Origin of the sequence: Gluconobacter potus (genome assembly GCF_015244705.1) — a bacterium.
Classification (GTDB): domain Bacteria; phylum Pseudomonadota; class Alphaproteobacteria; order Acetobacterales; family Acetobacteraceae; genus Gluconobacter; species Gluconobacter potus.
The window spans coordinates 119,374-140,990 of record NZ_JABCQF010000007.1 but is presented as its reverse complement, the minus strand read 5'-3'; the positions used below and the strand labels follow the sequence as shown (position 1 = coordinate 140,990).

General features: G+C 58.7%; 30 protein-coding genes. 26 read left to right on the top strand and 4 right to left on the bottom strand.

Translation table 11 applies throughout. The features are described 5' to 3' along the window. The first annotated feature begins 1 nt into the window (after position 1). Genes HKD31_RS11405 through HKD31_RS11360 form a run of 11 tightly spaced genes read left to right on the top strand, consistent with a single transcriptional unit; the run spans position 2 to position 6,743 of the window. Positions 2–427, top strand: a complete 426-nt coding sequence (locus HKD31_RS11405; protein ID WP_194265063.1) for a DUF4054 domain-containing protein — start codon at positions 2–4, stop codon at positions 425–427. Next, positions 427–1,002 (top strand): hypothetical protein, encoded by a 576-nt coding sequence (locus HKD31_RS11400; RefSeq protein ID WP_194265064.1) that lies wholly within the window; start codon positions 427–429, stop codon positions 1,000–1,002. Before HKD31_RS11405 ends, HKD31_RS11400 begins: the two co-directional genes overlap by 1 nt. After that, the gene (locus HKD31_RS11395) at positions 995–1,375 is read left to right on the top strand and encodes a hypothetical protein (RefSeq protein WP_172493316.1); all 381 of its coding nucleotides are present in this window, start codon (positions 995–997) and stop codon (positions 1,373–1,375) included. The genes HKD31_RS11400 and HKD31_RS11395 overlap by 8 nt, the downstream gene beginning before the upstream one ends. Next, complete coding sequence (locus HKD31_RS11390) at positions 1,333–1,905, top strand: phage neck terminator protein (protein ID WP_194265065.1); 573 nt, start codon at positions 1,333–1,335, stop codon at positions 1,903–1,905. The genes HKD31_RS11395 and HKD31_RS11390 overlap by 43 nt, the downstream gene beginning before the upstream one ends. A 6-nt stretch (positions 1,906–1,911) precedes the next feature. Beyond that, positions 1,912–3,024: a DUF3383 family protein gene (locus HKD31_RS11385; RefSeq protein ID WP_194265066.1), complete on the top strand. Its 1,113-nt coding sequence runs from the start codon at positions 1,912–1,914 to the stop codon at positions 3,022–3,024. Next, positions 3,024–3,461, top strand: coding sequence for a phage tail fiber protein (locus HKD31_RS11380; protein ID WP_172493313.1), 438 nt, complete (start codon positions 3,024–3,026; stop codon positions 3,459–3,461). The genes HKD31_RS11385 and HKD31_RS11380 overlap by 1 nt, the downstream gene beginning before the upstream one ends. Further along, complete coding sequence (locus tag HKD31_RS11375) at positions 3,461–3,937, top strand: phage tail assembly chaperone (RefSeq protein WP_194265067.1); 477 nt, start codon at positions 3,461–3,463, stop codon at positions 3,935–3,937. The genes HKD31_RS11380 and HKD31_RS11375 overlap by 1 nt, the downstream gene beginning before the upstream one ends. A gap of 2 nt (positions 3,938–3,939) precedes the next feature. Beyond that, a complete protein-coding gene (locus HKD31_RS16270) occupies positions 3,940–4,071 on the top strand; it encodes a hypothetical protein (protein WP_255520128.1) in 132 nt (43 codons plus the stop codon). Between the two features lie 7 nt (positions 4,072–4,078). Then, positions 4,079–5,725, top strand: a complete 1,647-nt coding sequence (locus tag HKD31_RS11370) for a phage tail tip lysozyme (RefSeq protein ID WP_194265068.1) — start codon at positions 4,079–4,081, stop codon at positions 5,723–5,725. Then, positions 5,725–6,447, top strand: coding sequence for a hypothetical protein (locus tag HKD31_RS11365; RefSeq protein ID WP_194265069.1), 723 nt, complete (start codon positions 5,725–5,727; stop codon positions 6,445–6,447). The genes HKD31_RS11370 and HKD31_RS11365 overlap by 1 nt, the downstream gene beginning before the upstream one ends. Next, positions 6,444–6,743, top strand: a complete 300-nt coding sequence (locus tag HKD31_RS11360) for a phage baseplate plug family protein (RefSeq protein WP_041112364.1) — start codon at positions 6,444–6,446, stop codon at positions 6,741–6,743. The genes HKD31_RS11365 and HKD31_RS11360 overlap by 4 nt, the downstream gene beginning before the upstream one ends. 50 nt (positions 6,744–6,793) lie before the next feature. Here HKD31_RS11360 and HKD31_RS11355 read toward each other — a convergent pair whose 3' ends face one another. The 4 genes from HKD31_RS11355 to HKD31_RS11340 form a co-directional block, all read right to left on the bottom strand. Continuing rightward, a complete protein-coding gene (locus HKD31_RS11355) occupies positions 6,794–7,087 on the bottom strand; it encodes a BrnA antitoxin family protein (protein WP_228120573.1) in 294 nt (97 codons plus the stop codon). After that, entirely contained in the window at positions 7,071–7,334 is a 264-nt protein-coding gene (locus HKD31_RS11350; RefSeq protein ID WP_172493306.1) for a BrnT family toxin, read from the bottom strand. Before HKD31_RS11350 ends, HKD31_RS11355 begins: the two co-directional genes overlap by 17 nt. A gap of 143 nt (positions 7,335–7,477) precedes the next feature. After that, positions 7,478–8,479 (bottom strand): superinfection immunity protein, encoded by a 1,002-nt coding sequence (locus HKD31_RS11345; RefSeq protein ID WP_194265070.1) that lies wholly within the window; start codon positions 8,477–8,479, stop codon positions 7,478–7,480. A gap of 79 nt (positions 8,480–8,558) precedes the next feature. Further along, a complete protein-coding gene (locus HKD31_RS11340; RefSeq protein ID WP_228122157.1) occupies positions 8,559–8,837 on the bottom strand; it encodes an Arc family DNA-binding protein in 279 nt (92 codons plus the stop codon). 285 nt (positions 8,838–9,122) lie between these two features. Here HKD31_RS11340 and HKD31_RS11335 point away from each other — a divergent pair, with 285 nt between their 5' ends. The 15 genes from HKD31_RS11335 to HKD31_RS11265 all read left to right on the top strand — a co-directional run bounded on the left by HKD31_RS11335 (position 9,123) and on the right by HKD31_RS11265 (position 21,573). After that, on the top strand, positions 9,123–9,983 hold the full coding sequence (locus HKD31_RS11335; protein WP_194265072.1) for a Rha family transcriptional regulator: 861 nt from the start codon (positions 9,123–9,125) through the stop codon (positions 9,981–9,983). Next, positions 9,892–10,242, top strand: a complete 351-nt coding sequence (locus HKD31_RS11330; RefSeq protein ID WP_194265733.1) for a hypothetical protein — start codon at positions 9,892–9,894, stop codon at positions 10,240–10,242. The genes HKD31_RS11335 and HKD31_RS11330 overlap by 92 nt, the downstream gene beginning before the upstream one ends. A 561-nt stretch (positions 10,243–10,803) precedes the next feature. Continuing rightward, on the top strand, positions 10,804–11,802 hold the full coding sequence (locus tag HKD31_RS11325) for a baseplate hub protein (RefSeq protein WP_194265073.1): 999 nt from the start codon (positions 10,804–10,806) through the stop codon (positions 11,800–11,802). Continuing rightward, positions 11,802–12,440 (top strand): Gp138 family membrane-puncturing spike protein, encoded by a 639-nt coding sequence (locus HKD31_RS11320; protein ID WP_194265074.1) that lies wholly within the window; start codon positions 11,802–11,804, stop codon positions 12,438–12,440. Before HKD31_RS11325 ends, HKD31_RS11320 begins: the two co-directional genes overlap by 1 nt. A 72-nt stretch (positions 12,441–12,512) precedes the next feature. After that, positions 12,513–12,866 carry a hypothetical protein gene (locus HKD31_RS11315; RefSeq protein ID WP_041112360.1) on the top strand — a complete coding sequence of 118 codons (354 nt, stop codon included), beginning with the start codon at positions 12,513–12,515 and terminating at the stop codon, positions 12,864–12,866. Next, positions 12,853–13,815 carry a hypothetical protein gene (locus HKD31_RS11310; RefSeq protein ID WP_194265075.1) on the top strand — a complete coding sequence of 321 codons (963 nt, stop codon included), beginning with the start codon at positions 12,853–12,855 and terminating at the stop codon, positions 13,813–13,815. Before HKD31_RS11315 ends, HKD31_RS11310 begins: the two co-directional genes overlap by 14 nt. Position 13,816: 1 nt before the next feature. Beyond that, positions 13,817–14,419 (top strand): DUF2612 domain-containing protein, encoded by a 603-nt coding sequence (locus HKD31_RS11305; RefSeq protein ID WP_194265076.1) that lies wholly within the window; start codon positions 13,817–13,819, stop codon positions 14,417–14,419. Beyond that, entirely contained in the window at positions 14,419–15,519 is a 1,101-nt protein-coding gene (locus tag HKD31_RS11300) for a glycine-rich domain-containing protein (protein ID WP_194265171.1), read from the top strand. The genes HKD31_RS11305 and HKD31_RS11300 overlap by 1 nt, the downstream gene beginning before the upstream one ends. Continuing rightward, on the top strand, positions 15,519–15,965 hold the full coding sequence (locus tag HKD31_RS11295) for a hypothetical protein (RefSeq protein ID WP_228120567.1): 447 nt from the start codon (positions 15,519–15,521) through the stop codon (positions 15,963–15,965). Before HKD31_RS11300 ends, HKD31_RS11295 begins: the two co-directional genes overlap by 1 nt. 4 nt (positions 15,966–15,969) lie before the next feature. Further along, on the top strand, positions 15,970–16,386 hold the full coding sequence (locus HKD31_RS11290) for a hypothetical protein (RefSeq protein WP_194265077.1): 417 nt from the start codon (positions 15,970–15,972) through the stop codon (positions 16,384–16,386). Continuing rightward, positions 16,383–18,920 (top strand): hypothetical protein, encoded by a 2,538-nt coding sequence (locus tag HKD31_RS11285; RefSeq protein WP_194265078.1) that lies wholly within the window; start codon positions 16,383–16,385, stop codon positions 18,918–18,920. The genes HKD31_RS11290 and HKD31_RS11285 overlap by 4 nt, the downstream gene beginning before the upstream one ends. 62 nt (positions 18,921–18,982) lie before the next feature. Beyond that, positions 18,983–19,381, top strand: coding sequence for a hypothetical protein (locus HKD31_RS11280; RefSeq protein ID WP_194265079.1), 399 nt, complete (start codon positions 18,983–18,985; stop codon positions 19,379–19,381). Continuing rightward, a complete protein-coding gene (locus HKD31_RS11275) occupies positions 19,381–19,860 on the top strand; it encodes a hypothetical protein (protein ID WP_194265080.1) in 480 nt (159 codons plus the stop codon). The genes HKD31_RS11280 and HKD31_RS11275 overlap by 1 nt, the downstream gene beginning before the upstream one ends. A gap of 22 nt (positions 19,861–19,882) precedes the next feature. Beyond that, a complete protein-coding gene (locus HKD31_RS11270; RefSeq protein ID WP_194265081.1) occupies positions 19,883–21,325 on the top strand; it encodes a hypothetical protein in 1,443 nt (480 codons plus the stop codon). A gap of 20 nt (positions 21,326–21,345) precedes the next feature. Beyond that, positions 21,346–21,573: a hypothetical protein gene (locus tag HKD31_RS11265; RefSeq protein WP_228120565.1), complete on the top strand. Its 228-nt coding sequence runs from the start codon at positions 21,346–21,348 to the stop codon at positions 21,571–21,573. Positions 21,574–21,617 lie beyond the last annotated feature (44 nt).

Below are 21,617 nucleotides of genomic sequence, written 5' to 3'. Positions count from 1 at the left end.
CATGGGCGTAGCGGTATTCGATTATGACGAATGGTCGCAGCGCTACCCCGCGTTGGCGGCTAACGTCGATCAGGATCTGGCTTCTCTCTATTTCATGGAAGGCGGCCTGCTCTATCTCGACAACACGGACGCCAGTGTCGTGCAGGACGTACCGACGCGAACGCTCCTGCTCTATCTCCTGACGGCCCATATCGCTACGCTCAACCTGCCCGTCAGTGCAGGCGGGAATGGCGCGGGGGTCGTCGGGCGCACATCTTCCGCGAGCCGGGGCTCTGTCTCCGTTTCTTTCGACATGGGGCCAACGACGGCTTCGTCAGCATGGTTTATGCAAACCCAGTACGGCGCAATGTTCTGGCAAGCCATGCTTCCATACCGGACGGCCCGGTACGTCAATGTTCCCTATGTCGAGCGGCAGACCTATCCCTGATGGCAAAGTCAATCATTCAGGGATCCGATCGGCTGCGGCAGACGTTGGCCGGTTATGGCAAGGGCGCGCAGGGGGGCATCCTCAAACGCCTCCTGAACACGCTCCTTCGCCGGACGGTCCGGCTGCCTAGTGTGGAGATCGGCTTCTTCCCGGACGCGGCCTATCCTGACGGCACCTATGTGGCGCAGGTGGCCTTCTGGGACGAATACGGGACACAACATGCCCCGCCCCGTCCCTTCATGCGCGCGACAATCGCCGCTCATCAAACTGAGTGGGGAAAGCTGATGGGCGCTGCCCTGAAGCAGTCGGGATATGATCTGGATAAAGCGCTGGATATCGTCGGGCGCATGATCTCGGATCAGGTGAAAGAACAGATCGTCAGCACCGATGGCCCCGCGAACTCGCCGGTCACCAACCTGCTCAAGCAGCGGTTCCCGACTGGCGAATACGGCGCAGGTGATTACTGGCAGGCACTCAAGGATGTAGCAGCGGGAGAGACTGCGCCTGATGGCAAGGTTCTTGTCTGGTCCGGACGTCTTCTGAACAGCGTCTCGTATGAGGTGAGCGATGATTAACCTCTTCGCCATCGCGGGCGCGGCCACTGGTGTGGTCAATCCCCAGATTGAGGCCGTTCTGAAGGTCTCGGATGGGGTAACGCACAACCCTGATTTCAGCACGACGCCCAGGATCATCGAGCTGGCGATGCAGATCGAGGTTCAGGCGCTTTCCTCGTCCGACCTTCAGCAGATCCAGAGCGTCAACCAGTCTTCCGACATGCGCGCCGTCTACATCATTGGTGGCATCAAAGGGCTGAACCGGCCGCTTCAATGCGGTGGCGACATCATCAATTTTTATGGCTCCGACTGGCTTGTCACGCAGTCTCTCGAAGAATGGGGAATGGGCGAATGGTCCAAAGTTGCGGTGACGCGCCAGACAACCCCAACGTAGCCACCTCCACTCTGCTGACTGCGCCAACGGACAGTCAGATTTACACGGCACTTGGGGAATGGCTGAAAACTGTTCTCCCTGCCGGAACAGACACCATGCAGGGGCAGCTGAACCAGACCGCCCAGCCCATTGGGCCCTACTGCATCATGTTCCTCATCGCGCGCCGGCGGCTGGCGACGAACTCATGCACCTACACGGCCACGGAACGGATTGTGGTCGAGCCCACCGAACTGACCATCCAGGTGTCAGTGTTCGGTAACGGGGCAGGCAACGCGCTCTCTGTGGTTCAGTCCCTGTGGCGTGATCTCTATGCCGCAGACTTCCTCACGGCGAATGGCGGCATACTCGCCCCGCTCTACTCGTCCGAGCCCCGCCAGATGCAGTTCGTCAACGGAGAGCGCCAGTACGAAGACGCCTGGTCCGTGGATCTAAAAGCACAGGTCAATTTCACCACGACGCTGCCTCAGCAGTCCGCCACGAAACTCATCGTTAAGTCTTTCGTGGCAAACCGTCCCACAATGCAGGAGTAACAGCCAGTGGCTGCCGGAATTCCTATTTCACAAGTCGTCTCTGTCACTCCCAGCGCTTTGGCCGCAGCCGGGGGCGTGGCGTTCATCAATGGCCTCATCATCACCCAGAACGTGGCCGTCGTTCCCGCAGGGACCGTGCTCGAGTACACGCTGGCATCTGATGTCGTCACGGCCTTCGGGGCGGCCTCGATCGAAGCCCAGATGGCAGCGATCTATTTCGCAGGCTTCGAGGGGGCAACGAACACGCCAAGCACGCTCTGCTTCGCGGGAATGGCCGCCCCGGCAGAGGGGGCGACCGCGGATTTTGCAACCTATCTGACGGACCTGATCGCGCTCACGCAGAACTTTGCCGGCTTCACGACCGTGTTCGAACCGGATCTGGCAGGCAAGCAGGCGATTGCCACCTGGGTTGGAACACAGGCGGACCGGTACTGGTATGTCGCCTGGGATACGGGCGCGCAGGACATCGACGGCACCACCGTCTTCTACAAGGATCCGCTCGACGCAGCCGCGGCTCTGGGCTGGATGGCCTCGCTGGATTACAGCGCAACGGATGGCCGCTACAATCTGTTCGGCCGTCAGTTCTCCTCCCTGACTGCGACGGTAAGCGACGGGACGACTGCGTCTACCCTCACGACCAACGGATATTCCTTCTACGGCCTGCATGCCAATGGCCTCGGACGTTTCACGTTCATGCGTGGCGGCAAGGTGTCGGGGCAGTTCCTCTGGGCTGACACTTACATCAACCAGGTCTGGCTGAACGCGTCTTTCCAGTCCGACATCCTGACCCTGCTCCTGAGTGCTGGTCAGATCCCCTACAACGTGCAGGGGGATGCGCTGATGTCCGCCGCCGTGCAGGACACGATCAATCAGGGGCTCGCGTTCGGGGCGATCCGTGCCGGGGTCACCCTTACCGCCGCACAGGCTCTTGAGGTCGACAACGCAGCCGGAATTTCGATCTCCGGCACGCTCCAGACGCGCGGCTGGTATTTCCAGCCCAACGTCTCAACCGCACCGGCTTCAAGCCGGGTGGCGCGAACCTCTCCGCCCTGCAAGTTCTGGTACACCGACGGCCAGAGCGTCCAGAGCATCAACCTTGCATCGATTGAGGTTCAGTAATGGCCACCAACATCATCACCTCGGCCAATGCCGTCTACACGCTGACGATCTCGTCCCTGTTTGATGCGCCGATCGTTCTGGAGAACTGGGGCTCGGACCGTGGATGGGAGCAGGAAGCTCTTGAGATGCTGGAATCCCAGATGTCCATCGACGCGCATCTGAATTTCGGCTGGGTGCCGCGCCCGGTCAGTCAGACCCTCACCTTCTCGGCCTCTTCCGCCTCTCTGGCCTATATGGAAGCGATCCTGGAAGAGCAGACCCTGACCAAGACGCCCGTCTCGCTCGGGGCAGAGCTGACCATTCCGGCCACCTCGCGCAAATACACTTTCACGAACGGCGCCATGATGACCGGCTCTGTGGCTCCGAATGGCGGGACGGTGCTTGAAGCCCGGGCTTTCACCTTTCTCTGGGGCCAGGTCTTCCCGGCAGGTATCTGATGAAAAGCATTGAATGGAGCCCCGCCTCTGGTGAGGACGCGGGCAAGAAGTTCGTCATCACGCGGATGCCGGCCTTCGCTGCGGACAAGTGGGCCCGGCATCTCTCCAAGGCGGTGATCCAGAGCACGAACAAGATGTCCGATGCCATGCTGGATCAGGCAGTCCGCAAGGCCATGGAAGAAGGCATCCTGGGCATTGCGTCCATGTCGATGACCATCTTCGCCAATGTGGACGATGAGGCCTGTGACAAGGCGTTCGATCAGCTTCTGCAATGCGTGAAGATCAAGCGCGGCCAATCGGAACTCGCATCCCCCCTGCTCGAAGCAGACATCTCGGATCCGCAGACCCTCACTGATCTTCGCTCGGAGGCGTTCAAGCTTCACGTGGTTTTTTTCAAGGCCGCGATCTTCCAGAGTTCCCCGCTCGCGGCGGCCCTGATCTCGGCAGTAGCCCCAGAAAAACAGCCGTCCCGGTAAACATGTCCCGGCTCGTGGCAGTCGTCATCGGGGAACGGATGGCGACCCTTCATGAGCTGATGACCATCTATGACAGCGAGGACATGCTCCTGATGTGGGAAGCCGCAATGGTCACGGCATACAACAAAAGCTAGGGCCATCATGGCGAACGTCATCGACAGTCTTGTCATTCAGCTTGGCCTTGACGGGCGGGGCGTCGCCAAAGGCGCGCAGCAGGCATCCAAGAGTCTGGACCAGGTCGAGCGCAGCGCCACCAGGACACAGAGCGCCCTCACCGAGAGCGGCAAGGGGGCGGCGGACGGGTTTTCCCGCGCCCGCACGGAAGCGCTTGCCCTGCTGGCCGTCTTCACGGGTGGCCGGACGCTCAAGGCCTTCACGTCAGAGATCACCCGCTCCAATGCCGAGCTCGGCTATATGGCGCAGCGGCTCGATATGGACCCGCACAAGCTGTATCAGATGCAGCGTGCAGTCATGGCCGTTGGTGGTTCCGCCCAGGAAGTCGGCGCCTCCTTTCAGGCCATGCAGGGGATGCTCGTCGATCCGGCGCAGGCCGGGAACCTGCAGCGCATCATGGGTCAGCTTGGCGTTCGGAATTATACAGACGCACACGGCCATATCCGGCAGGATATCCTTCAGCAGCTCAACCGCTCCACGCAGGGCATGGATCAGGGCGTCAAGAACACGCTTCTGTCCCAGCTTGGCATCGGGCCGGGCGAGATCAACCTGATCGATCAGACAACGGCTGCCTTCGACAAGCTCCAGAGCCAGTTCAAAAATGCCGGCCCGACACCCGACCAGATCCGGGACAGCCAGCAACTCCTGAAAGACTGGGTGGACCTGACCACCACGACGGAAGGGCTGGGCCGCGCGATCCTCGGCGACCTGACGCCGGCCATTGACGGCGTGGTGACGAAGATCACCGCCTGGGAGAAGGCGAACCCGGACCTTGCGAAGGAAGTCGCTGAGGTCACGCTCGGGATTGTTGGGATGGGAACGGCCGTCGGAGCGCTCGTCTCCGCCTTGGGCATCCTCTCCGCAAGTCGTGGGCTGCTTGCCCTCACCCGCCTCCCCGGTGCCCTGAGCAAGGGAAACCTGGTGGTCGCCGGAGCGGCAGCCTTGTGGGAGCCGACGGCAACTGGGGGTCCTGTAGAGAAATGGGCGCAAAAGCATCTGGGCGACACGGGCGCTGTCCGCTGGTTCTTCGGCGATCGGCAGAAGGGAGATGCACGGCAGGCCATGTCCATTCTGCAGGGCATGGGATACTCGCGCAATGCGGCTCTGGGCATCATCGGGAATATCGCACAGGAAAGCGGGTTCGATCCGACGCGCGTAGGCGACGGTGGGAAGGCCTTTGGCATCGGCCAGTGGCACGCCGATCGGGCAGATGCCATCAAGCGCCGGTTCGGCATCGATGTGCGGTCTGCAAACTTCGCCGACCAGGTTCGGGCTTATGGGCTGGAAATGCAATCCGGTGACGATGCAGGATCACGGTCCGCAGGCCGCATCCTGTCTTCTCCGAATATCTCGATCGCCGACGCTACCAGCGCAGTCCGTCAGTTCAATGAACGTCCTGCCAATCAAAACGGCATGGAAGACACCTACCGTTATGCGCTGGCTCAGCAGGCGGCAAGCGCAACGAGCGGCGCGGTGGCCGGCAACTCAACGCAGGTCCATGTGGGCGACATCCACATTCACACGGACACCAACAACCCTCAGCAACTCGCGCAGGACATTCACAATGAACTGCGCCGCACGCTCCCCCTCATTAACGCGCAAGGACAGACCTGATGGCTTTTGCGGATGTCACCCTGCCGTCCGTCTGGGATATCCCTGCTGCTGTCGGTGTGCCGGCTCTTCTGGGGCAGTCTATCGCGACCGGGGTGGATGCCACGGCGTCCACGGCCCTCGCCGGGATCGCTCAGAATTACCTCACCGCACAGGCCGCGAAGCAATGGGGCATATTCGGAAGCGGGAACACGCAGCTTCTCACGTCCGGACGAGTGATGGGGATCGAGTACGAGAACAGCTACACCGTGTCGGATGCCCCGCTCGAAGGGGGTGCCTTTGCCTCGTACAACAAGGTGAAGATGCCTTACTCGGCACGGGTCATCATGGTCTGCGATGGAACAGAGACCGGATCGGACGGGATCATCTCGGCGATCACGACCCTGATTCCCAATCTGACGGGAACGACAGGAAACCACGTCCGCTCTTCCTTCATCTCAACCCTTGAGGCCCTGGTCGCAGACACGAACCTCTATTCGGTGGTCACGCCCGAGTTCACGGCCACGAATGCCAATATCATTGGCTATCGCTGGCGCCGGGAAAGCAGCCAGGGCGTCACAATGCTGATGGCGGAAATTATGATCCGGCAGATCCGCAGCACAGGTACGGCAGCCTATACCAACACCTCGCAGCCGCAGGGGGCTCAGACTGTCCAGAACGGAACGGTCCAGACCACAACCCCTTCCCTGCCCGTGCAGACTTCTCTTCTGGGAGTCACGTTGTGACCGCCGTTCAGATCCCGCTCAATGCGACGGCGAGCCAGACGCTGAATGTGATCCTGAACCAGCAGCTTGTCCGGCTGGACGTCTATCAACGCTCGACCGGGCTCTATATGGACGTCTGGCTGAATGACACCCAGATCGTGGCGGGCGCCATCTGCCAGAACCTGAACCCTGTGGTGCATGCCGACTATCTGGGTCTGGGTGGAGACTTCGTGTTCGTGGACACCCAAGGCAGCGCCGACCCGACCTATGACGGGCTTGGCGACCGGTATGTACTGACTTTTGTGACGACCAGTTAGCTGCCGACCACATCCAGTACGGCTGCCCCAGACGGGAAGGCAGCAAGTGTTTAGGCTCGACGCAGCACCTCATTGATCCTGGTCTGCCAACCCGGTCCGGTGCTCTTGAACTTCTCAAGGACATCCTGATCGAGGCGAAGGGAGACTGAGCGCTTCGTGGCGGCCTTTTGCGGGCCACGAACACGCTTGGCCTTCGCCAAAGACGGGAGGACCATCGCTGCCGCCTTCATGGCCTGAAAGTCAGCCTCAGTAAGCTCCGGATTGTCGCTATCGAGTGCAATGCCCTGATTGATCCGGGCATCTTCCTCGTCAGTCGGCATGATGATGTTAGTCTTGCGAGACATAGAGCGATACCTCCCGTTTGTTGGCCTTCCGCAGGCTGATGATACGAACGGTCCGGGTTTCGATGCTGAACACCAGCACATGAAGACGGTCACCAATCGGGCCTAGCGCAACAAGACGCGGCTCGTTCGAAGACTGGCTTGCCCGGATGAAAGCCGCATCCCACTCGAAACCTTCAGCGCTCAGAAAATCAACATCGTGCTTCTCGATGTTGCTCAGGCGTTTGGCCTCGTCCCAATCGTATCTCATGGCTTATTGTATATACAGAAAAATTAATAACCTCAATCTGATTGTAGATACGATTTGAGAGGGAGTGGCATTTCACTCCCCCCTCGCCGGTGAAGTAAAGGAGGGTCAAACTTGGGGGGATGAGGCGTGAGAAAGCATGGAACCTATTTAGACATAAACTGCATCATGACACGTGTACGCAAGTCGTAGTCGATACTTCTTTCCATTGAACACGCCATTATTAGAGCGACTGCCCATCCTATAAATGTCCAACCAAATAATATATTTACCAGAACGACCGCAGCCATTTTATTAACGCCACGATTGAGAGCAATAGTTGTCGGAAGGAAATATATTCCAAAAGCAATAAGAGCTATTGATGCAATTATCACCCAATATATCGGATTTGTTTGATTATTATTGGCATGATATGACGAAGATATCGGATTGATTGTCTGCTTTGACGGCGCATGGTCTGTGTTGATCGGTGGCGTTATTTTTGGGTCTTGGGAGGCGGCGATTCCCTTACTTACTGCAGATCGCACCTGCTCTTCGTCCGTCGCGTTCTGAGGCGTTTGGTTCAATAGTACAGTAGCATCATCGTCCGACAAAAATCCATCGGCAGACGGACGTTTCGCCACGCGCTGCCATGTCTCGATTGCGGCGCGAGTGCTTTCTCCATAGACTCCATCGGCAATGCTTCCCGCGGGCAAATACCCAAGGTCAATCAGTTTTTGTTGAAGAATGCGATGCGTTAGGATTGGACGAGCTGCTTCCTCAGATGCGTCCCCGGTCAATCGACCGCGATATTTTTCCGTCAAAACATTCATGTTGCGAATATAACATGTCGGGTCTGCGGCGGGTGTGACTTCTGGAGAAGACGGATCCGGAGGTGCGATGCACTCCTTTAGAATTTCGTCGTCGGCAATTGCCTCTTTTTTCAGAGACTTCCATCCGTCTTTCCCGACTATTTGACGAAGCGCATAATATGCTTGATCAAACTCGAGTTCTGCCTTGGCGGCGTCGGAATTCTGGCACAGCATTACTGCAATACTGTCTGCGGGATTGACCCGTGAACAATCGAAATCTGGACTGTATGACTGCGCTGCAGCCCCACCTATCGTGCAAGCAACCATCCCAGTGCACAAGAATAATTCACGAAACATCTACCCCTCCATTCACACTCCGTAACATGCCGGAGTTTGGGACGAAGGGAAATGCCCGCTCCAACAATTCGGAGTCGGGTCAATCGTGGGGGCTACTGAGTTTATTCAGAAGGGCCAAGACAGCCCGCCTTTCATCTTGGCTCATGTTCCGGAAAGATTGAACTAAAGCCCGCTCACCATCCGTCAACTGGGGGCTTTCCTCAAGAGCGTGAGCCATTTTTGATAAATAAAGGCTCTCTTCTAGTCTCTGAGAAATCTCCGCATTCATCGAGCGTCCGAAAAATTGAGCAGACTCCTCAAGACGTGATTTCAGTTCATCCGTCACGCGGATGTGGAGCATTGGGTCGCCTCTAGCCATGTCGGTTTTTTTATATCACCGTGCTATTGACTGCAATCGTATCACGGTGATACTGCCGCAGAGGTAACACGGTGATAGGAGCTATGAGTAGACAAGACCCGCAAATCCACATCCGGCTTGAGCCAAGCGTGAAGGATTTCCTTAAGCGCAGTGCAAAGCAGCAGGAGCGCACAATCGGCGCTCACATATCGTTCTTGCTTCGGCAGGAAATGGAAAAAGAAAAGGCACCGGGAGCCCTAGGAAGCCAGCCCGATGCCTCAACCACCACCGTTTAAGGAGTTGGCCATGAGCCACGATAACATACGCGCGGCCACGATTTCCAGCGCTCCCACCATGTCTTCCCGGGAGATCGCGGAACTAACAGGTAAGCGTCATGACAACGTCGTCCGCGACATCGAAAAGATGCTGAAAGACGTTGGAGAGGGTCTCCTCAATTTTGAGGATACCTACCGAAACGAGCAGAATGGTCAGGAATACCGCTGCTACAATCTGACCCAAGACCTGACCTATAATCTCATTCTCGGCTACGACGCTGCGCGCCGCCTCAAGGTAGTTCGTCGCTGGATGGAGCTTGAGAAAGGAGCGGCCCTGACGCCCACTCCTTCCCGCAAGCGCAAACCCGCTTTCGACGTGGCTTACCGCCGCCTTCTCTCTGTGGCTTCCACTCTTCCCCACGTGGACGAGAACCAGCGTTGCCTGATGGCGGCTCGTGGAACCCATGAACTGACGGGCATCAATCCGCTGGAGCTTATGGGCGCAACATCCATCGCCGCGCCCGATGCTGAGAACTATCTGACGCCAACGCAGATCGGGGAAGAAATTGGCATGAGTGCGCGGTCGGTGAACCTGACACTGATCCACCAGGGATATCAGGTGAAAGTCGATAGCTCAGCCGTCGGTAGCTCCTACGAGCCGACCGAAAAGGGCAAGGAAGTCAGCCGCTTCTTTGATACGACCCGCCGCAATGGCAAGGGATCTCAGCAGCAGCTCAAGTGGTCGCCTCGGATGGTCTCTGTCCTACGCCCTTTCGCCAAGAAGCCGGAGCCGGTGTGTCATGAGCGCGCTGGCCACCAGGCAGGACGCACGCATCACAGGCGCGGTCATGGTGAATGGCGAAATGCTGTGCTTCGACGCAACAGACTATGATCTGGAGCCGGGGACGGAGGCTGTGGTGATCGGAACGAAAGGCGAAATCTATGTCTCGCCCATCGCCGAAAACCATCCGGAAGACAGGGCGCGGCTGGCCCGCATTCGCTGCGCTCTCATTCCGTATGTGTCTGGCTTTTACTCGCCCCGAGTGCCGGAATTTCTGCAAGTGAAGGTGCTTGGGCGGTACGTTCCCATGCCCATCCCTGCTTCGGGGGAAGTGGGAAAGAGTACAGTTCGGGCGCTAGAACCCGCCTGACTACGGAGCCGCCCTTCGGGGCGGCTTTATATCAAGCAATCAGTCAGGATACTGGTTCGATCCCTCGAACTTACCAGGTGAACCTTCAGGCGGTGGTGGCGGGCGGCAGCCGTCTGGCGGCGGTGGTGGTCTGCCATTACTGTCCATAGGCGGAGGTGGCGGTCGATTGCCGTCATTATCCATTCCCGGCGGTGGTCTGTGATCAAATCCGCCAGGAGGTGGCCCGCATCTGTGATGTGATTTTGCATCCCCACCCCGCTCACCTTGCTCGGTATCGTTGTACGACGGAGCTGCTGTGCTGAGAGTTGTATAGGTCTGCCCGTTATAAACGGTGGTGCCCTGAGCCCGGAGCGGCAAAGGCATGAGACCGGCAGCAAAAATGATCAGAGCTGTAGTTCTGGGGCTCATAAATATCTTCCCAAGGTAGGTCTCCTACCCTTGAGACGCGCACCCGAGAATTGCCAGTAAGGAATGGCAACGGCGTGTTTCCCGTCCCTGCACCCTGCCCTAATACCAGCCGCTCTTCGAAGCGGCTTTTTTATTACCAAAAAGGACCGCCCCGTGAGCAGCACCACAACCGTCACCGCCTCACGCCTCCCTCGCAGCTTCGCCAGAAAACAGATCGATGTCTCGTTTACGGTCCCGACGGGGGCGATTGGACCGGGCAGCACGGCGGACAAGGTGACACTCTCCGGGCTTCGTGTGCGTGCGACCGTGACCAATGCGGGGATGCTCACAGGCTCTCAGCTATCGCTGCGGGTCGAGGGGATGACCCTTGCCATGATGAACCGGCTTTCTGTCGTCATGGCCATGACGAACGTCAGCAATCAGACAAACACGCGATTTTCCGGGGCTCTTGTTGAGGTCCAGGCTGGTGATGCAGGCGGAACGCTCTCGACCATCTTCCTCGGAGATATCGCGGAAGCCTTCGTAGACTTCTCCGGCGCGCCTTCTGTCGCATTTCAGGTTCTGGCCTATGACACCTTGCCGCTCAAGGTCACAACGGCCATTCCAACGTCGTATGGCACGCCAACCCCTGCCGCGACGATCTTCAGTGAACTGGCTGCCAAGGCAGGACTGACCTTTGCCAATCATGGCGTCAGTCAGACGATCAACTCCTTCTATGAAGCTGGTGATCTTATGAAACAGATCGACAAGCTCGCACGCAGCATTCACGCCGTTTACCGGGTCGATACCGTAACCAAGGCCCTGCATGCATGGGGCCGCTCCAGCGATGGGACGCAGGAAAAGACTACGGTCAAGCTCAGCAAATCCACGGGGCTGGTCGGATATGCGGCCTATAATCAGAACGGCATCAATGTGACGTCCTTCTTCAATCCGGCCCTTCAATACATGATCCCGTTCCAGCTCGTGAGCGAGTATCTCCCCGAGGGATGGACCAACAATCAGATGGGGCAGAGCATCCCGCAGATGCCGTCTTCAGGCCTGTGGAAGCCGACGCTCATCACACATGATCTGGCCTCTGAACTCCCGAATGGCCCGTGGTTCACCCAGATGACCGCCATCCGGGCGGACGTCCCTCAAGTGAAAGCATACTGATGTCCGAATCAAGCTCTTCTTTCGTCGGCATCACGCAGGGCAACACGAACAGCAGTGCCATCGACGCGGCCGTCCGGCGCAATCTGACCGATCTCGGCACGAACGTTCTGGTCCAAGTATCCGCCGTGCACGCCGGTGATGGCATTGTTGGCACCGTGGACGTCACGCCCATGGTCCATCAGCAGACGAGCGACGGTACAGCCGTTCCGCACGGTACGATCTATGGCGTCCCATACCTTCGCATTCAGGGTGGGGCATGCGCCGTCATCGTTGACCCGGTGGCAGGCGACATTGGCTACATCATCATCTCAGGTCGGGACCAGTCGAACGTGGTGGCAACCCGCGCGCCCGCCCTTCCCGGCAGCTTCCGTCAGCACTCCATGGCCGATTGCGTCTATGTGGGCGGATTCCTGAACGACGCTCCTGAGCATTATGTCCAGATCACCACGGATGGCGTCCGGATCATCACGACAGGCAAGGTCACAGTGCAGGCGTCAGAGATGGATGTGAACTGCGACCTGAAGGTCTCGGGCACCATCACCGCAACCGGCGATGTGCAGGCGGGGGCTGTTTCTCTCGAAAGCCACGTTCACGGCGGTGTACAGAGCGGCGGAAGCAAGACGAGCGCCCCGGAATAGCCTTGTACTTGTCCCCAGAACGAACTACTGTCCAGATAAATCCCCAGACGAGCGCGTTGCGCGGGATACTCCATGAAATCGCTATTGCTCGACCGGACGACATGGGACCTGTCCCTTGATGCGAACCGTGATCTCGCCGTCTGTACCGAGCCCTATTCCGTTCTTCAGGACGTAGCCACTGCCGTCCGGACATGGCTCGGAGAGTGCTGGTACGACACCAGCCTCGGCCTGCCTTTCGATAGCGGGATCTTCGATGGCTCTTCGTCCCTTCCCCTTCTTCGCGCTCAGGCTGAAAGCGCAGCAATGAGTGTTCCAGGTGTCGCGGCCGCGCAATGCGCCCTGATCGGACCGCGTGAAGACCGGTCTATCGGGGGCGCCATAGCCATCACCCTCACGACAGGAGAGACGCAGAGTGTCCAGTTCTGACGCCACAACGTCTGTCCCTGCTCCTTCCCTGACGGATGCAGGATATGTTGCCCCGGCCGAGACAGACATTCTGGCGGGCGTTCAGGCCGATATCGGAGCGGCACTTGGCGGGAACGTAAATCCGGCCCTCAATACGCCTCAGGGACAGCTCGCCACCAGCGAAACCGCCATCATCGGCGATTGCAACGACCAGCTTCTGGCCGTCTTCAATGGCATTGATCCGCGGAATGCGTCTGGCCGGATGCAGGACGCCATCGGCTATATCTATTTCATGGAGCGCCTGACCGGAGAAGACCGGGCGGCATTCGAGTATCGACGCCAGAACAGCGTCGGGGCCAACAGCACAGGCATGAACGCCTCTGTGCTTGGCAATCTGCTACTCGTTTCGGGAGTGACCGATGCGTATGTGGTGGACAACCCAACCGATGCCGAAACAGTCGTTGGCGGCGTAACCCTGCCCGCCAATTCGCTCTATTGCTGCGTTGCCGGAAGCGCGACGGCAACAGCCATCGGTTATGCGATCTTTCAGAAAAAGTCGCCCGGCTGCAGCTATGCCGGGTCCACATCCGTCACGGTTCAGGATCCAGCGTCCGTCTATGGGGGAAACGGACCGACCTATACCGTCAAGTATGACGTGGCGATCGATACCCCGATCTATTTCTCTGTACAGATCACGAATTCTTCTGCAGTCCCCTCTGATGCCGTTTCGCAGGTACAGAGTGCTCTGATCGCGGCCTTCACGTCCGGTGAAGCCAATATCACGCCCCGTATCGGCAGCACCATTCTTGCGGGACGGTATTACTGCGCGGTCGGCGACCTCGGCTCCTGGGCGGCGGTGGAAGACATCACCATTGGCACGACAGCAGCAGCGGGCGAGTTGAAGGTTGCGCTGAATATCAACCAGTCTCCCTCTCTGGCTGCGGCGAATATCTCCGTGACTCTGGTGTGATATGCTGAATGTCGAAGCAACCATACAGGCCCAGTTCGCCAACAGCCCTTCCCTGGGTACGATCATCGAGGGCTTCAACCAGGCGATAGACCCCTCAGCCCTGATTGATGACTGGTATGAGAATGTCTGGAATCCCCAGACGGCGACAGGATGGGGCCTGGATGTCTGGGGCCGGATCGTCGGCGTCAGTCGGGTTCTGCAGATCTCAACAACTGATTATTTCGGCTTTTCGCAAGGAATGCCGGGGGCAGAGACGTTCGGGAGCGGCGCCTTTTACAACGGTGGGGCCGTCACTTCGAACTATATCCTGTCTGACGACGCTTTCCGACGTCTGATCTTTGCCAAGGCCGCTGCAAACATCTGGGACGGAACGATCTCCGCCCTGAACGCCATCCTGATGTCCCTCTTTGGGAACGAAGGCGTCTGTTATGTCGAAGACAATCAGAACATGACTATCACGCTCGTGTTCGAATTCGTCCCCTCGCCCGTGGATATTTCCATCATTGCGAGCGGCATTCTTCCACGACCATGCGGCGTGAAGATGAACTATATTTTCACTCCACCTGTCATCAAAGACACTGATTTTGGCGGGGATCTCCTCTGATGCAGTCTGCAAACTTCCCCACGAAAATTGCGGTTCCATTTGGTGCGTCCGCAACATCCGCCAATATCCGAACGATTCCAGTCACTGCTGCCGACGCAGTTTCAGCGTCCTTCAATCTTGGCTTCCCGCCCAACACCATGATCCCAACGGACGCAGGTGGCACACCACCTGACGGCCGGGACATGAACGGCATCCTCTTCATGACCACGGCTTTGCTGCAGCAGTATTGTGCTGGCATGGTCCCTCGGTTTGATGCAGCCTTTCAGACTGCTGTAGGGGGCTACCCCATCGGGTGTGTCATTCAGGATGCGACGACAGCGGGAAAATACTGGCGTTCGACAGCAGATGCCAACCTGACTGTCCCTGGAGCATCCGGGGCGTCATGGGTGGATTTCTTCTCCGGAGTTCAGAGTGGCCGGCTTCTTTCGGTCACCAATTATACCGCAAACACCACCTACACCCCTTCTGCTTCGGCCACGAAAATTCTCGTGGAGATGGTGGGCGCTGGTGGCGCGGCCGGGGGATGCCCGGCTGCTGCAGGGACGAATTATGCCTCCGTCAGCACAGCGGGAGCAGCCGGGGCGTTTATCCGTGCCCTGTTTGATCTGTCCAAGATCACTCTTTCAGCGGTTCCCCTGACGATCGGCGCGGGAGGCGTCGGAGCTGAGGGGGCGAGCGGTGGCACCGGCGGTAACACCCTGTTCGGCGGATGGCTTACTGCGGGAGGCGGATCAGGTGGAACTGCCGGAACGTCAACTGCTCCGAGCGCCGGTGGGTGGACATCCCAGTCCGGGGGTGGGGCCACAGTGGTCGCCGCAGCCACGGGCCTGACTGTTCTGGACGCAGTCCAGGGTGCGAACGGCATGAACAGCCTGCTCGTCCCGAACGGCTCCAATCCCGGCCTGCCTCTCCCGGCCCTGGGCGCAAACAGTCCTTTCGGGACGGGTGGCAACAACTCCGTCAATACGACGAGCACAGCGATCACCACCGATGCGCCCCGTGGATATGGTTCTGGCTCAGGGGCATCTGGAAGTCAGCTCGGCGCCACGACCGGGGGGACGGGCGCTTCGGGCCTGATCCGGATCTGGGAATATTCCTGATGCACACACCCTGCCGGCGCATCGTGCGTGCGGACGTGCCACCCGCATTCCGGGTTCGCGGGATCAACGCGCCGCTTCTGCTCTGCTGGCCCAATGCGGCATTGGGCTCAGGTGCGGATTATGGCGTTGATTTCTCAGGGCTGCTGGATCGTGGTGAGCGGATTGTCGCCGCCGAAGCGCAGTGCGACGGAGCATCGATCGCCTGGGTGAGCATGTTCGGTCCCGTCGTGGCGCTCTGGACCCAGTGGAGTGCCTCTGGTCCGCAGCAGGTCATGATCTCGGTCCGGACATCGTTCGACGTAACCCTGGATACCTCGGTTTCGATCGTGGTTCGTCCTGCGCCGTCCCTGATCACCCCGGCTGTTCCCGCCTATGCGCCCAACGCCTTTCTTCTCGGTGCGGCCATTGTGCCTGACGCCTCCGGAACCCCCCTGATCTTCGGGTAAGCCAATGCCACAACTCGCATCTGATCCAGCTCTCACGCAGACCAGCGTGCAGGCGACGGATCTGCTCGTCTTCCTTCGGCCCGTTACGGATGTCCAGGGCACTCTCACGGGCTATGCGCCATGCAACATCACGGCCGGGAATTTTGCATCTTCGATCCTGGCGCTCGGACTGACCCGGATCGGGCCAACGCTTCCGACCGCGGCGCCGGAGGGTGGTGGCTGGTTCCTGGACGCTGGTGTTCTGTCCTACAGCCCGATCACCGGAACAGAAAGTGGTGTGATCCTCACGCCGGCAGCGCAGGGGAAATCCTATGACGGATGGATTGCGTCGCTCCCGACGAGCGATCCCGGAACCGGCGGCAATACCTACTGGAACAATAACGGGGTGCCGACCCCCTCGATTGTGAGCGCTGGAACATGAAGACATTCTCCACCATCGGCGCAGTGCTGGCACTCGTCCTGTCAGGTGCGGCCCGCGCTGCGCCCTTTGTCGTTCCGGGAACAGGGCACGCGCTCGATGGATCGACCACGACGCCGTCCAGTCTGCCGCTCTTCGACGGCGCGGGCCGGATCGGAGCTCCGCTGAACCCGCCATCCCTGTATTCCGGGCATGTCAGTGCGGTCACCGTGACAGAGCCAGGCGCCTATGCCCCGGCCGATCTGCCGCTGACGCTCACGACTGCCGGCAACGCTCTGGGACAGACAGCCCAGATCGTCCCCTCTGGCTATACGGTCACGTCAGCAACGGTAACGGCGGCCGGCAATGCCTGTCCGGCCTCAAGCGTGTTCACGCTGGCCGGCACCGGCACGAAAATCATTGTCTCGGATGGGAACGGGCTGTCCGGATCTGTCGTCACCGTTTCGGTCGGCGGGACGGCCGGGTCGGCGGCAGATGTGCCAGCCAATCCCGTGACCCTGACATCCACAACGTCGGGATGCACGCCGCCAGAATTCAGCCTCGGCTGGGGACTGGCGGGAGCAGGTGTGACGCTTGGCGGCTGGGGGTATCAGACGGCTCCGGCCGCCACCCCGTCCGGCAGCTCCCTGTCTGCTGGTTCGGTTGCTACGGTTGTGGCGACATTGACGACGGCTCCGGTGAACCTGTCATCCGAACTGATTCCGAGCTCTCAGAAGGGCGTTCCGTCAGGCGTGGCAGGACTGGATGCGAACGGGAATGTGACGGCAAACCTGCTGACAGGTAAAATGATCGCAGGTGCAGACGCTTTTGCGAATTATCTTTCCGATACCTTCGCTGGCGGGTTCGACCCGGCGAGGGGTTACGAGGCCGACTTGATCGGTGGGTGGAGACAGTACGCAGATGGAACTTACATGCAGCGGCAAGTTTTACAACAGACTGATCCATACGGACCATATTCCGCAGGCTGTGGTTATGCGCTGAATATGCTTGGTTCGGTTTATACGTCCCGAAACCCAATCTCCGAACAGCCCCCCGAAGGCGGCGCAACATCGATCGTTGCGATGGGTGGATTTGACACGGCGGCCCACTGCATTCTGTTCGGCAATCAGCAAGCCCGGCTCGTCCTTCCGGTTGCGTCCTACACCGCTACGTCAATCGTTCTGCAAGCACCACTGACGGCTTCTCAGGCCGCGCAGATCCACCCGAGCATGTATGTCACAACGAACAGCCCCAATCCTGCGCTGTCTCTGACGAATACTGCGGGCACTCTTCCGAAACGGAACCTTTATGCGGCAGTCGTGAAAACGGCACCCGCGGCGGGTGATACGACTATCGCTGTTTGGGGGTGGGATGTCCCATCATGGGGAACGGGGGCATCGGGACAGGTTCCGCAGACGACAACGCTCGATACCGTCTGGAGCAAATATACGTCACCTGTCGTGTTTATCGGAGGCGGAGCCGCATCCAGTGCGTTCGCAAACAACTGGTACGCCATCATCGATGCCCGTGACCTCATCCCGAGCGCCACGAACAAGTCGTTGATCCACCAGTTTACGATGGATGAAGAGGATGGACCGACCGTAGTTAATGGGACTGCTCCTGCAAACTCCATCTATTTTCAAGGCCATTCGATGAACGCGGGAAACCAGCCCGCAGCGCTCACGACAGACAGCTACGAGTATCTTTTCGGGGGCGATATCCCGCATCACATCGTCTTTGACGGTGGTATCGGGAACTGGCTGATCGATGGCGACAACATCTTTGTGCCCTCACTGAAGCAGCAGCAACTCACCACGGACAACCCGACACAAAGTTACCAGATTTGGCAGATGCCTGTTGGCGTTGGGACGAAGAACCAATTCCAGATGGTGCTGTGGAACGATAGCGGGAACCCATCGGCCGCAGATGGCTGGCAGCGGGTCGTGACCCATTTGGGGCCGACTGTAGATGGCGCCATTCCGGCGGATGGGGATCCGGGCGGCTCCAAGCAGGGCGATATCGAGTGGAACGTCGGCGCCAACTACGGCAGTATTTCACTCTGCGGCTACGCGACGACCTGTGGTCTCCGGGTAAACGGGGACGGAACCGTCAATATCTCCGGCGCGGTTTCGGCAGGAGCCATTAACAGTTCTTCGCTGACAAGTACGGGTGCGGTCTCCGGGAAATCCCTTGCAGCGACAGCAGACGTATCCGGCGCTACCGTAACCGCGGCCGGGAAAATATCGGGCGGCTCGGTCTCGACTACCGGTGTGGTCAGTGCGGGCAGCGTAAGCACCAGCGGAGCCGCTACGTTCGGTGGCGATATTACCATCGGGGCCGGGGGAATGCTCCACTCCGAAGGCGCAGATTCCATCGATACGGGCCGTATCCTCTTGTCCATCACGTCCAGCACAAGTTCTTTCGAGGAATCTGCCCGCCTTTGGTGTCGCGATTGCCTGAATTCAGGACAAGCATCAGGCGCCGGAACCGGTCGGTGGGTTTTCAAGGATAGCGCTGGAACCTGGCGGTCTGATGATGGTGTAGTGGCAGCGAACTGATCCGTCTGACTATCTGACTGTCACAGCCGCCCTCTGAGGCGGCTTTTTTATTGGAGGGCCGCATGCCCGATGAAACTGCCGGTAGCGCAGAATTGCGTGAGCGTCTGCGCACCGCAGAAGAGAGCCTGCGGGCTGCTGAAGATCGTATCCTGACGCTTGAGACGGCCTTGTCCAAGGTCGAAGACCGGCATGATGAGTTCCGGCAGGAAATGAAGACGGAAGTTCAGTCTCTCCGGGCGACGATTCAGGACATCAAGACCCAGATTGCCAACGTCATGCAGACCATGACGGATACCAATGCCTCTCTGAAAACGATCGAAAAGAAGCTCGATGCCGCGCAGGACGAGCGGGCCGAACGCGACAAGTCCCAGAAAACCATGTTCTGGGTGGCTGCGACCTTCGGTCCCTACATTCTGGCGGCCCTGATCGCGATCGGGGCCTATCTGAAAGCTCACCTGTAATGGCCGGCCTGAACCTCTCACAGATCAAGCGTCTGTGGATCCGGCCGGCACTCCAGGCGATTGGTCTGGACGACCCGGCACATCTCAACATCGTCACCGGTATCGGCCTGGTCGAGAGCGGCTATGTCTGGCTGGAGCAACTCAACGGTGGCCCGGCCAAAGGCTTCTGGCAGATGGAGCCGGCCACCCATGACGACATCTGGAAGAACTCCCTTCCGGCACCATCCCGCTCAAGGATCGCATCGGGCCTGAACCAGTTGCTCTCTGGTCAACCGCACGCAGCCGATCTGATGATCACCTTGCCGCTTTACGGCGCGGCCATGTGCGCCACGAAGATCCTTCTGGCCCCTGAACCGATCCCTGCGGCTGATGATGCGGCCGGTCAAGCACAGTACCACAAGCGCTGGTACAATTCCCCGCTCGGTTCGGCCTGCGCTCTGGCGAATATCCCTGATTTCCAAGCCGCCATCGCGGCGTAACCAATCCATCAGGAAATGGCAGATGAAACTCTTTCCTTCGGTGCTTTTGGCTTGTGGAGGCGTCATACTTTTTACGCCCCCTGCACAAGCTCAAACCTTTCCTGTCAATACGATGCCAGCATGGAAATCGTATATGGCGACCGGAAACCCATCAGACATCGTATCGTCTCCGGCTGTCGCTGCAGCTATTGGGCCAAAAGTTGATGCCATAAACGGTCAGTCTCTAGGACAGACCCTCCGTAACGCCGTAATATCTGCCACGGAAATCAGCATTCCTGCCAACCCATCCATTCCAACCTGCCCCGTAGCGTCGTGCCCGACGACTGAAGGTGCTGGCGGGCCGGTGATGACGGCGTTTTCGTCCTATGGCTCTACGACGTTAGGTCCGCAGTGGGAATATCAGGGGTACTTCGGCCTCTACATGAATACTGGACGTGATTCAGCTACCGGCGGAATTGCAGCTCCCGGTGCGAAGATGGCCGCGTATTTCGGTGCGATGCAGGACACGCAGAGCGGCCCAGGATGGGGAATTAACTGGAATATTTCTCGAAATTTCAGTCCATCTACGGGTAGTAATACGCTATATGGGCAGCCCGGTTCTGGTACAATGAACGCGGCGGGTGGTATGGCCGCCAATATGTCCACTATCGGCGCTGAGGGAGACTTAAACAACGCCGATCTTGACTGTAATGGGCAAGACGGGTGCTTCATTGTTAATGAATTTCTGAACACCACGTCGCGCTTTACCAGCCTGGCTGGGATTTTCTTCGGTGCGTCCTCGGGCCAGACCGTTGCATCTTATCATGATGGCATTTTCATCGGGGGCAAGGCTAATGGAGGCACCGCCGATGTGGCAAGCGACAATGACATCATGTCTGAAGGTGGCGGCGTCTACGGATACCATTCGGCTGGAAGTCACTCGGTCGCGGGCATTTTCTCTGAAAGCGCAGGTCAGCACGATGTGCTCCTGACCGGACCATCCACCAGCTCGAACCTCAACATTGTCAGCAGTACGTCGGTCGCCAAAATTGTTATCAACGGTTCTTCGTCGGTGGGGGATGTCATCGTCAATACGAGCTCTCCGACCAATGTCTTCTCGGTTCAGGGCACGCATACCGGGATGTCGGCTTATCAAGATCAGTCAACATCAGCTGCAGCTTTAAATGCGTCTGGATCATACACGACTGCTGCAATCACCACCGCAAATGCGACAAATACGAAGATCGCATTTACTGCTGCACCAGAGCAGGAAATTTGCTTCGCCAGCTCAGATAAGTGCGTCGAATATGATGGCACAAAGCTCGTTTATTCGTCCGGAAATACCCGGCTTTTTTCCATTGATAACAGTGGCAACATGACGCTCTCCGGAGCGCTTACGCAAAATGGAACTCCCTGTTCCAGACGATCCTGCCATATCTGCCGGCGCAGTATGCGGGGGATCTGGTCTCGATCCTCACCTTCCTGATCGCGGCGGCCGCTCTGGCCATGCGCTTCTGGAAGCCACCTGCTGCCAGCAGCAGGATGGCGCTGCTCTACAAGGCCGTGTCCGCCCTGGCGCAGTCCAGAGGCTGGAACACCAACGCCTATCAGCCCGACGCCAAGGCCCTGATGATCCCTGCCGACGCCAGCCGCGCCGTTGAGGCCGCCAGGCTGGGTCTCGATCCGGCTTCTACACATCCGAAATCGGGTGAACCACCAAAAGTATCTGGTTGACGCGGCTTTCTCTTAGGTGCGCGCGATTTTCTTTTTCTAGAAGC

Excerpts from the sequence above, each read along its gene's own strand:
- HKD31_RS11405 (WP_194265063.1), top strand. The coding sequence starts at position 2 with ATGGGCGTAGCGGTATTCGATTATGACGAATGGTCGCAGCGCTACCCC.
- HKD31_RS11400 (WP_194265064.1), top strand. The coding sequence starts at position 427 with ATGGCAAAGTCAATCATTCAGGGATCCGATCGGCTGCGGCAGACGTTG.
- HKD31_RS11395 (WP_172493316.1), top strand. The coding sequence starts at position 995 with ATGATTAACCTCTTCGCCATCGCGGGCGCGGCCACTGGTGTGGTCAAT.
- HKD31_RS11390 (WP_194265065.1), top strand. The coding sequence starts at position 1,333 with ATGGTCCAAAGTTGCGGTGACGCGCCAGACAACCCCAACGTAGCCACC.
- HKD31_RS11380 (WP_172493313.1), top strand. The coding sequence starts at position 3,024 with ATGGCCACCAACATCATCACCTCGGCCAATGCCGTCTACACGCTGACG.
- HKD31_RS11375 (WP_194265067.1), top strand. The coding sequence starts at position 3,461 with ATGAAAAGCATTGAATGGAGCCCCGCCTCTGGTGAGGACGCGGGCAAG.
- HKD31_RS16270 (WP_255520128.1), top strand. The coding sequence starts at position 3,940 with ATGTCCCGGCTCGTGGCAGTCGTCATCGGGGAACGGATGGCGACCCTT.
- HKD31_RS11370 (WP_194265068.1), top strand. The coding sequence starts at position 4,079 with ATGGCGAACGTCATCGACAGTCTTGTCATTCAGCTTGGCCTTGACGGG.
- HKD31_RS11365 (WP_194265069.1), top strand. The coding sequence starts at position 5,725 with ATGGCTTTTGCGGATGTCACCCTGCCGTCCGTCTGGGATATCCCTGCT.
- HKD31_RS11355 (WP_228120573.1), bottom strand. The coding sequence starts at position 7,087 with ATGTCTCGCAAGACTAACATCATCATGCCGACTGACGAGGAAGATGCC.
- HKD31_RS11350 (WP_172493306.1), bottom strand. The coding sequence starts at position 7,334 with ATGAGATACGATTGGGACGAGGCCAAACGCCTGAGCAACATCGAGAAG.
- HKD31_RS11345 (WP_194265070.1), bottom strand. The coding sequence starts at position 8,479 with ATGTTTCGTGAATTATTCTTGTGCACTGGGATGGTTGCTTGCACGATA.
- HKD31_RS11340 (WP_228122157.1), bottom strand. The coding sequence starts at position 8,837 with ATGGCTAGAGGCGACCCAATGCTCCACATCCGCGTGACGGATGAACTG.
- HKD31_RS11335 (WP_194265072.1), top strand. The coding sequence starts at position 9,123 with ATGAGCCACGATAACATACGCGCGGCCACGATTTCCAGCGCTCCCACC.
- HKD31_RS11330 (WP_194265733.1), top strand. The coding sequence starts at position 9,892 with ATGAGCGCGCTGGCCACCAGGCAGGACGCACGCATCACAGGCGCGGTC.
- HKD31_RS11320 (WP_194265074.1), top strand. The coding sequence starts at position 11,802 with ATGTCCGAATCAAGCTCTTCTTTCGTCGGCATCACGCAGGGCAACACG.
- HKD31_RS11315 (WP_041112360.1), top strand. The coding sequence starts at position 12,513 with ATGAAATCGCTATTGCTCGACCGGACGACATGGGACCTGTCCCTTGAT.
- HKD31_RS11305 (WP_194265076.1), top strand. The coding sequence starts at position 13,817 with ATGCTGAATGTCGAAGCAACCATACAGGCCCAGTTCGCCAACAGCCCT.
- HKD31_RS11300 (WP_194265171.1), top strand. The coding sequence starts at position 14,419 with ATGCAGTCTGCAAACTTCCCCACGAAAATTGCGGTTCCATTTGGTGCG.
- HKD31_RS11295 (WP_228120567.1), top strand. The coding sequence starts at position 15,519 with ATGCACACACCCTGCCGGCGCATCGTGCGTGCGGACGTGCCACCCGCA.
- HKD31_RS11290 (WP_194265077.1), top strand. The coding sequence starts at position 15,970 with ATGCCACAACTCGCATCTGATCCAGCTCTCACGCAGACCAGCGTGCAG.
- HKD31_RS11285 (WP_194265078.1), top strand. The coding sequence starts at position 16,383 with ATGAAGACATTCTCCACCATCGGCGCAGTGCTGGCACTCGTCCTGTCA.
- HKD31_RS11280 (WP_194265079.1), top strand. The coding sequence starts at position 18,983 with ATGCCCGATGAAACTGCCGGTAGCGCAGAATTGCGTGAGCGTCTGCGC.
- HKD31_RS11275 (WP_194265080.1), top strand. The coding sequence starts at position 19,381 with ATGGCCGGCCTGAACCTCTCACAGATCAAGCGTCTGTGGATCCGGCCG.
- HKD31_RS11270 (WP_194265081.1), top strand. The coding sequence starts at position 19,883 with ATGAAACTCTTTCCTTCGGTGCTTTTGGCTTGTGGAGGCGTCATACTT.
- HKD31_RS11265 (WP_228120565.1), top strand. The coding sequence starts at position 21,346 with ATGCGCTTCTGGAAGCCACCTGCTGCCAGCAGCAGGATGGCGCTGCTC.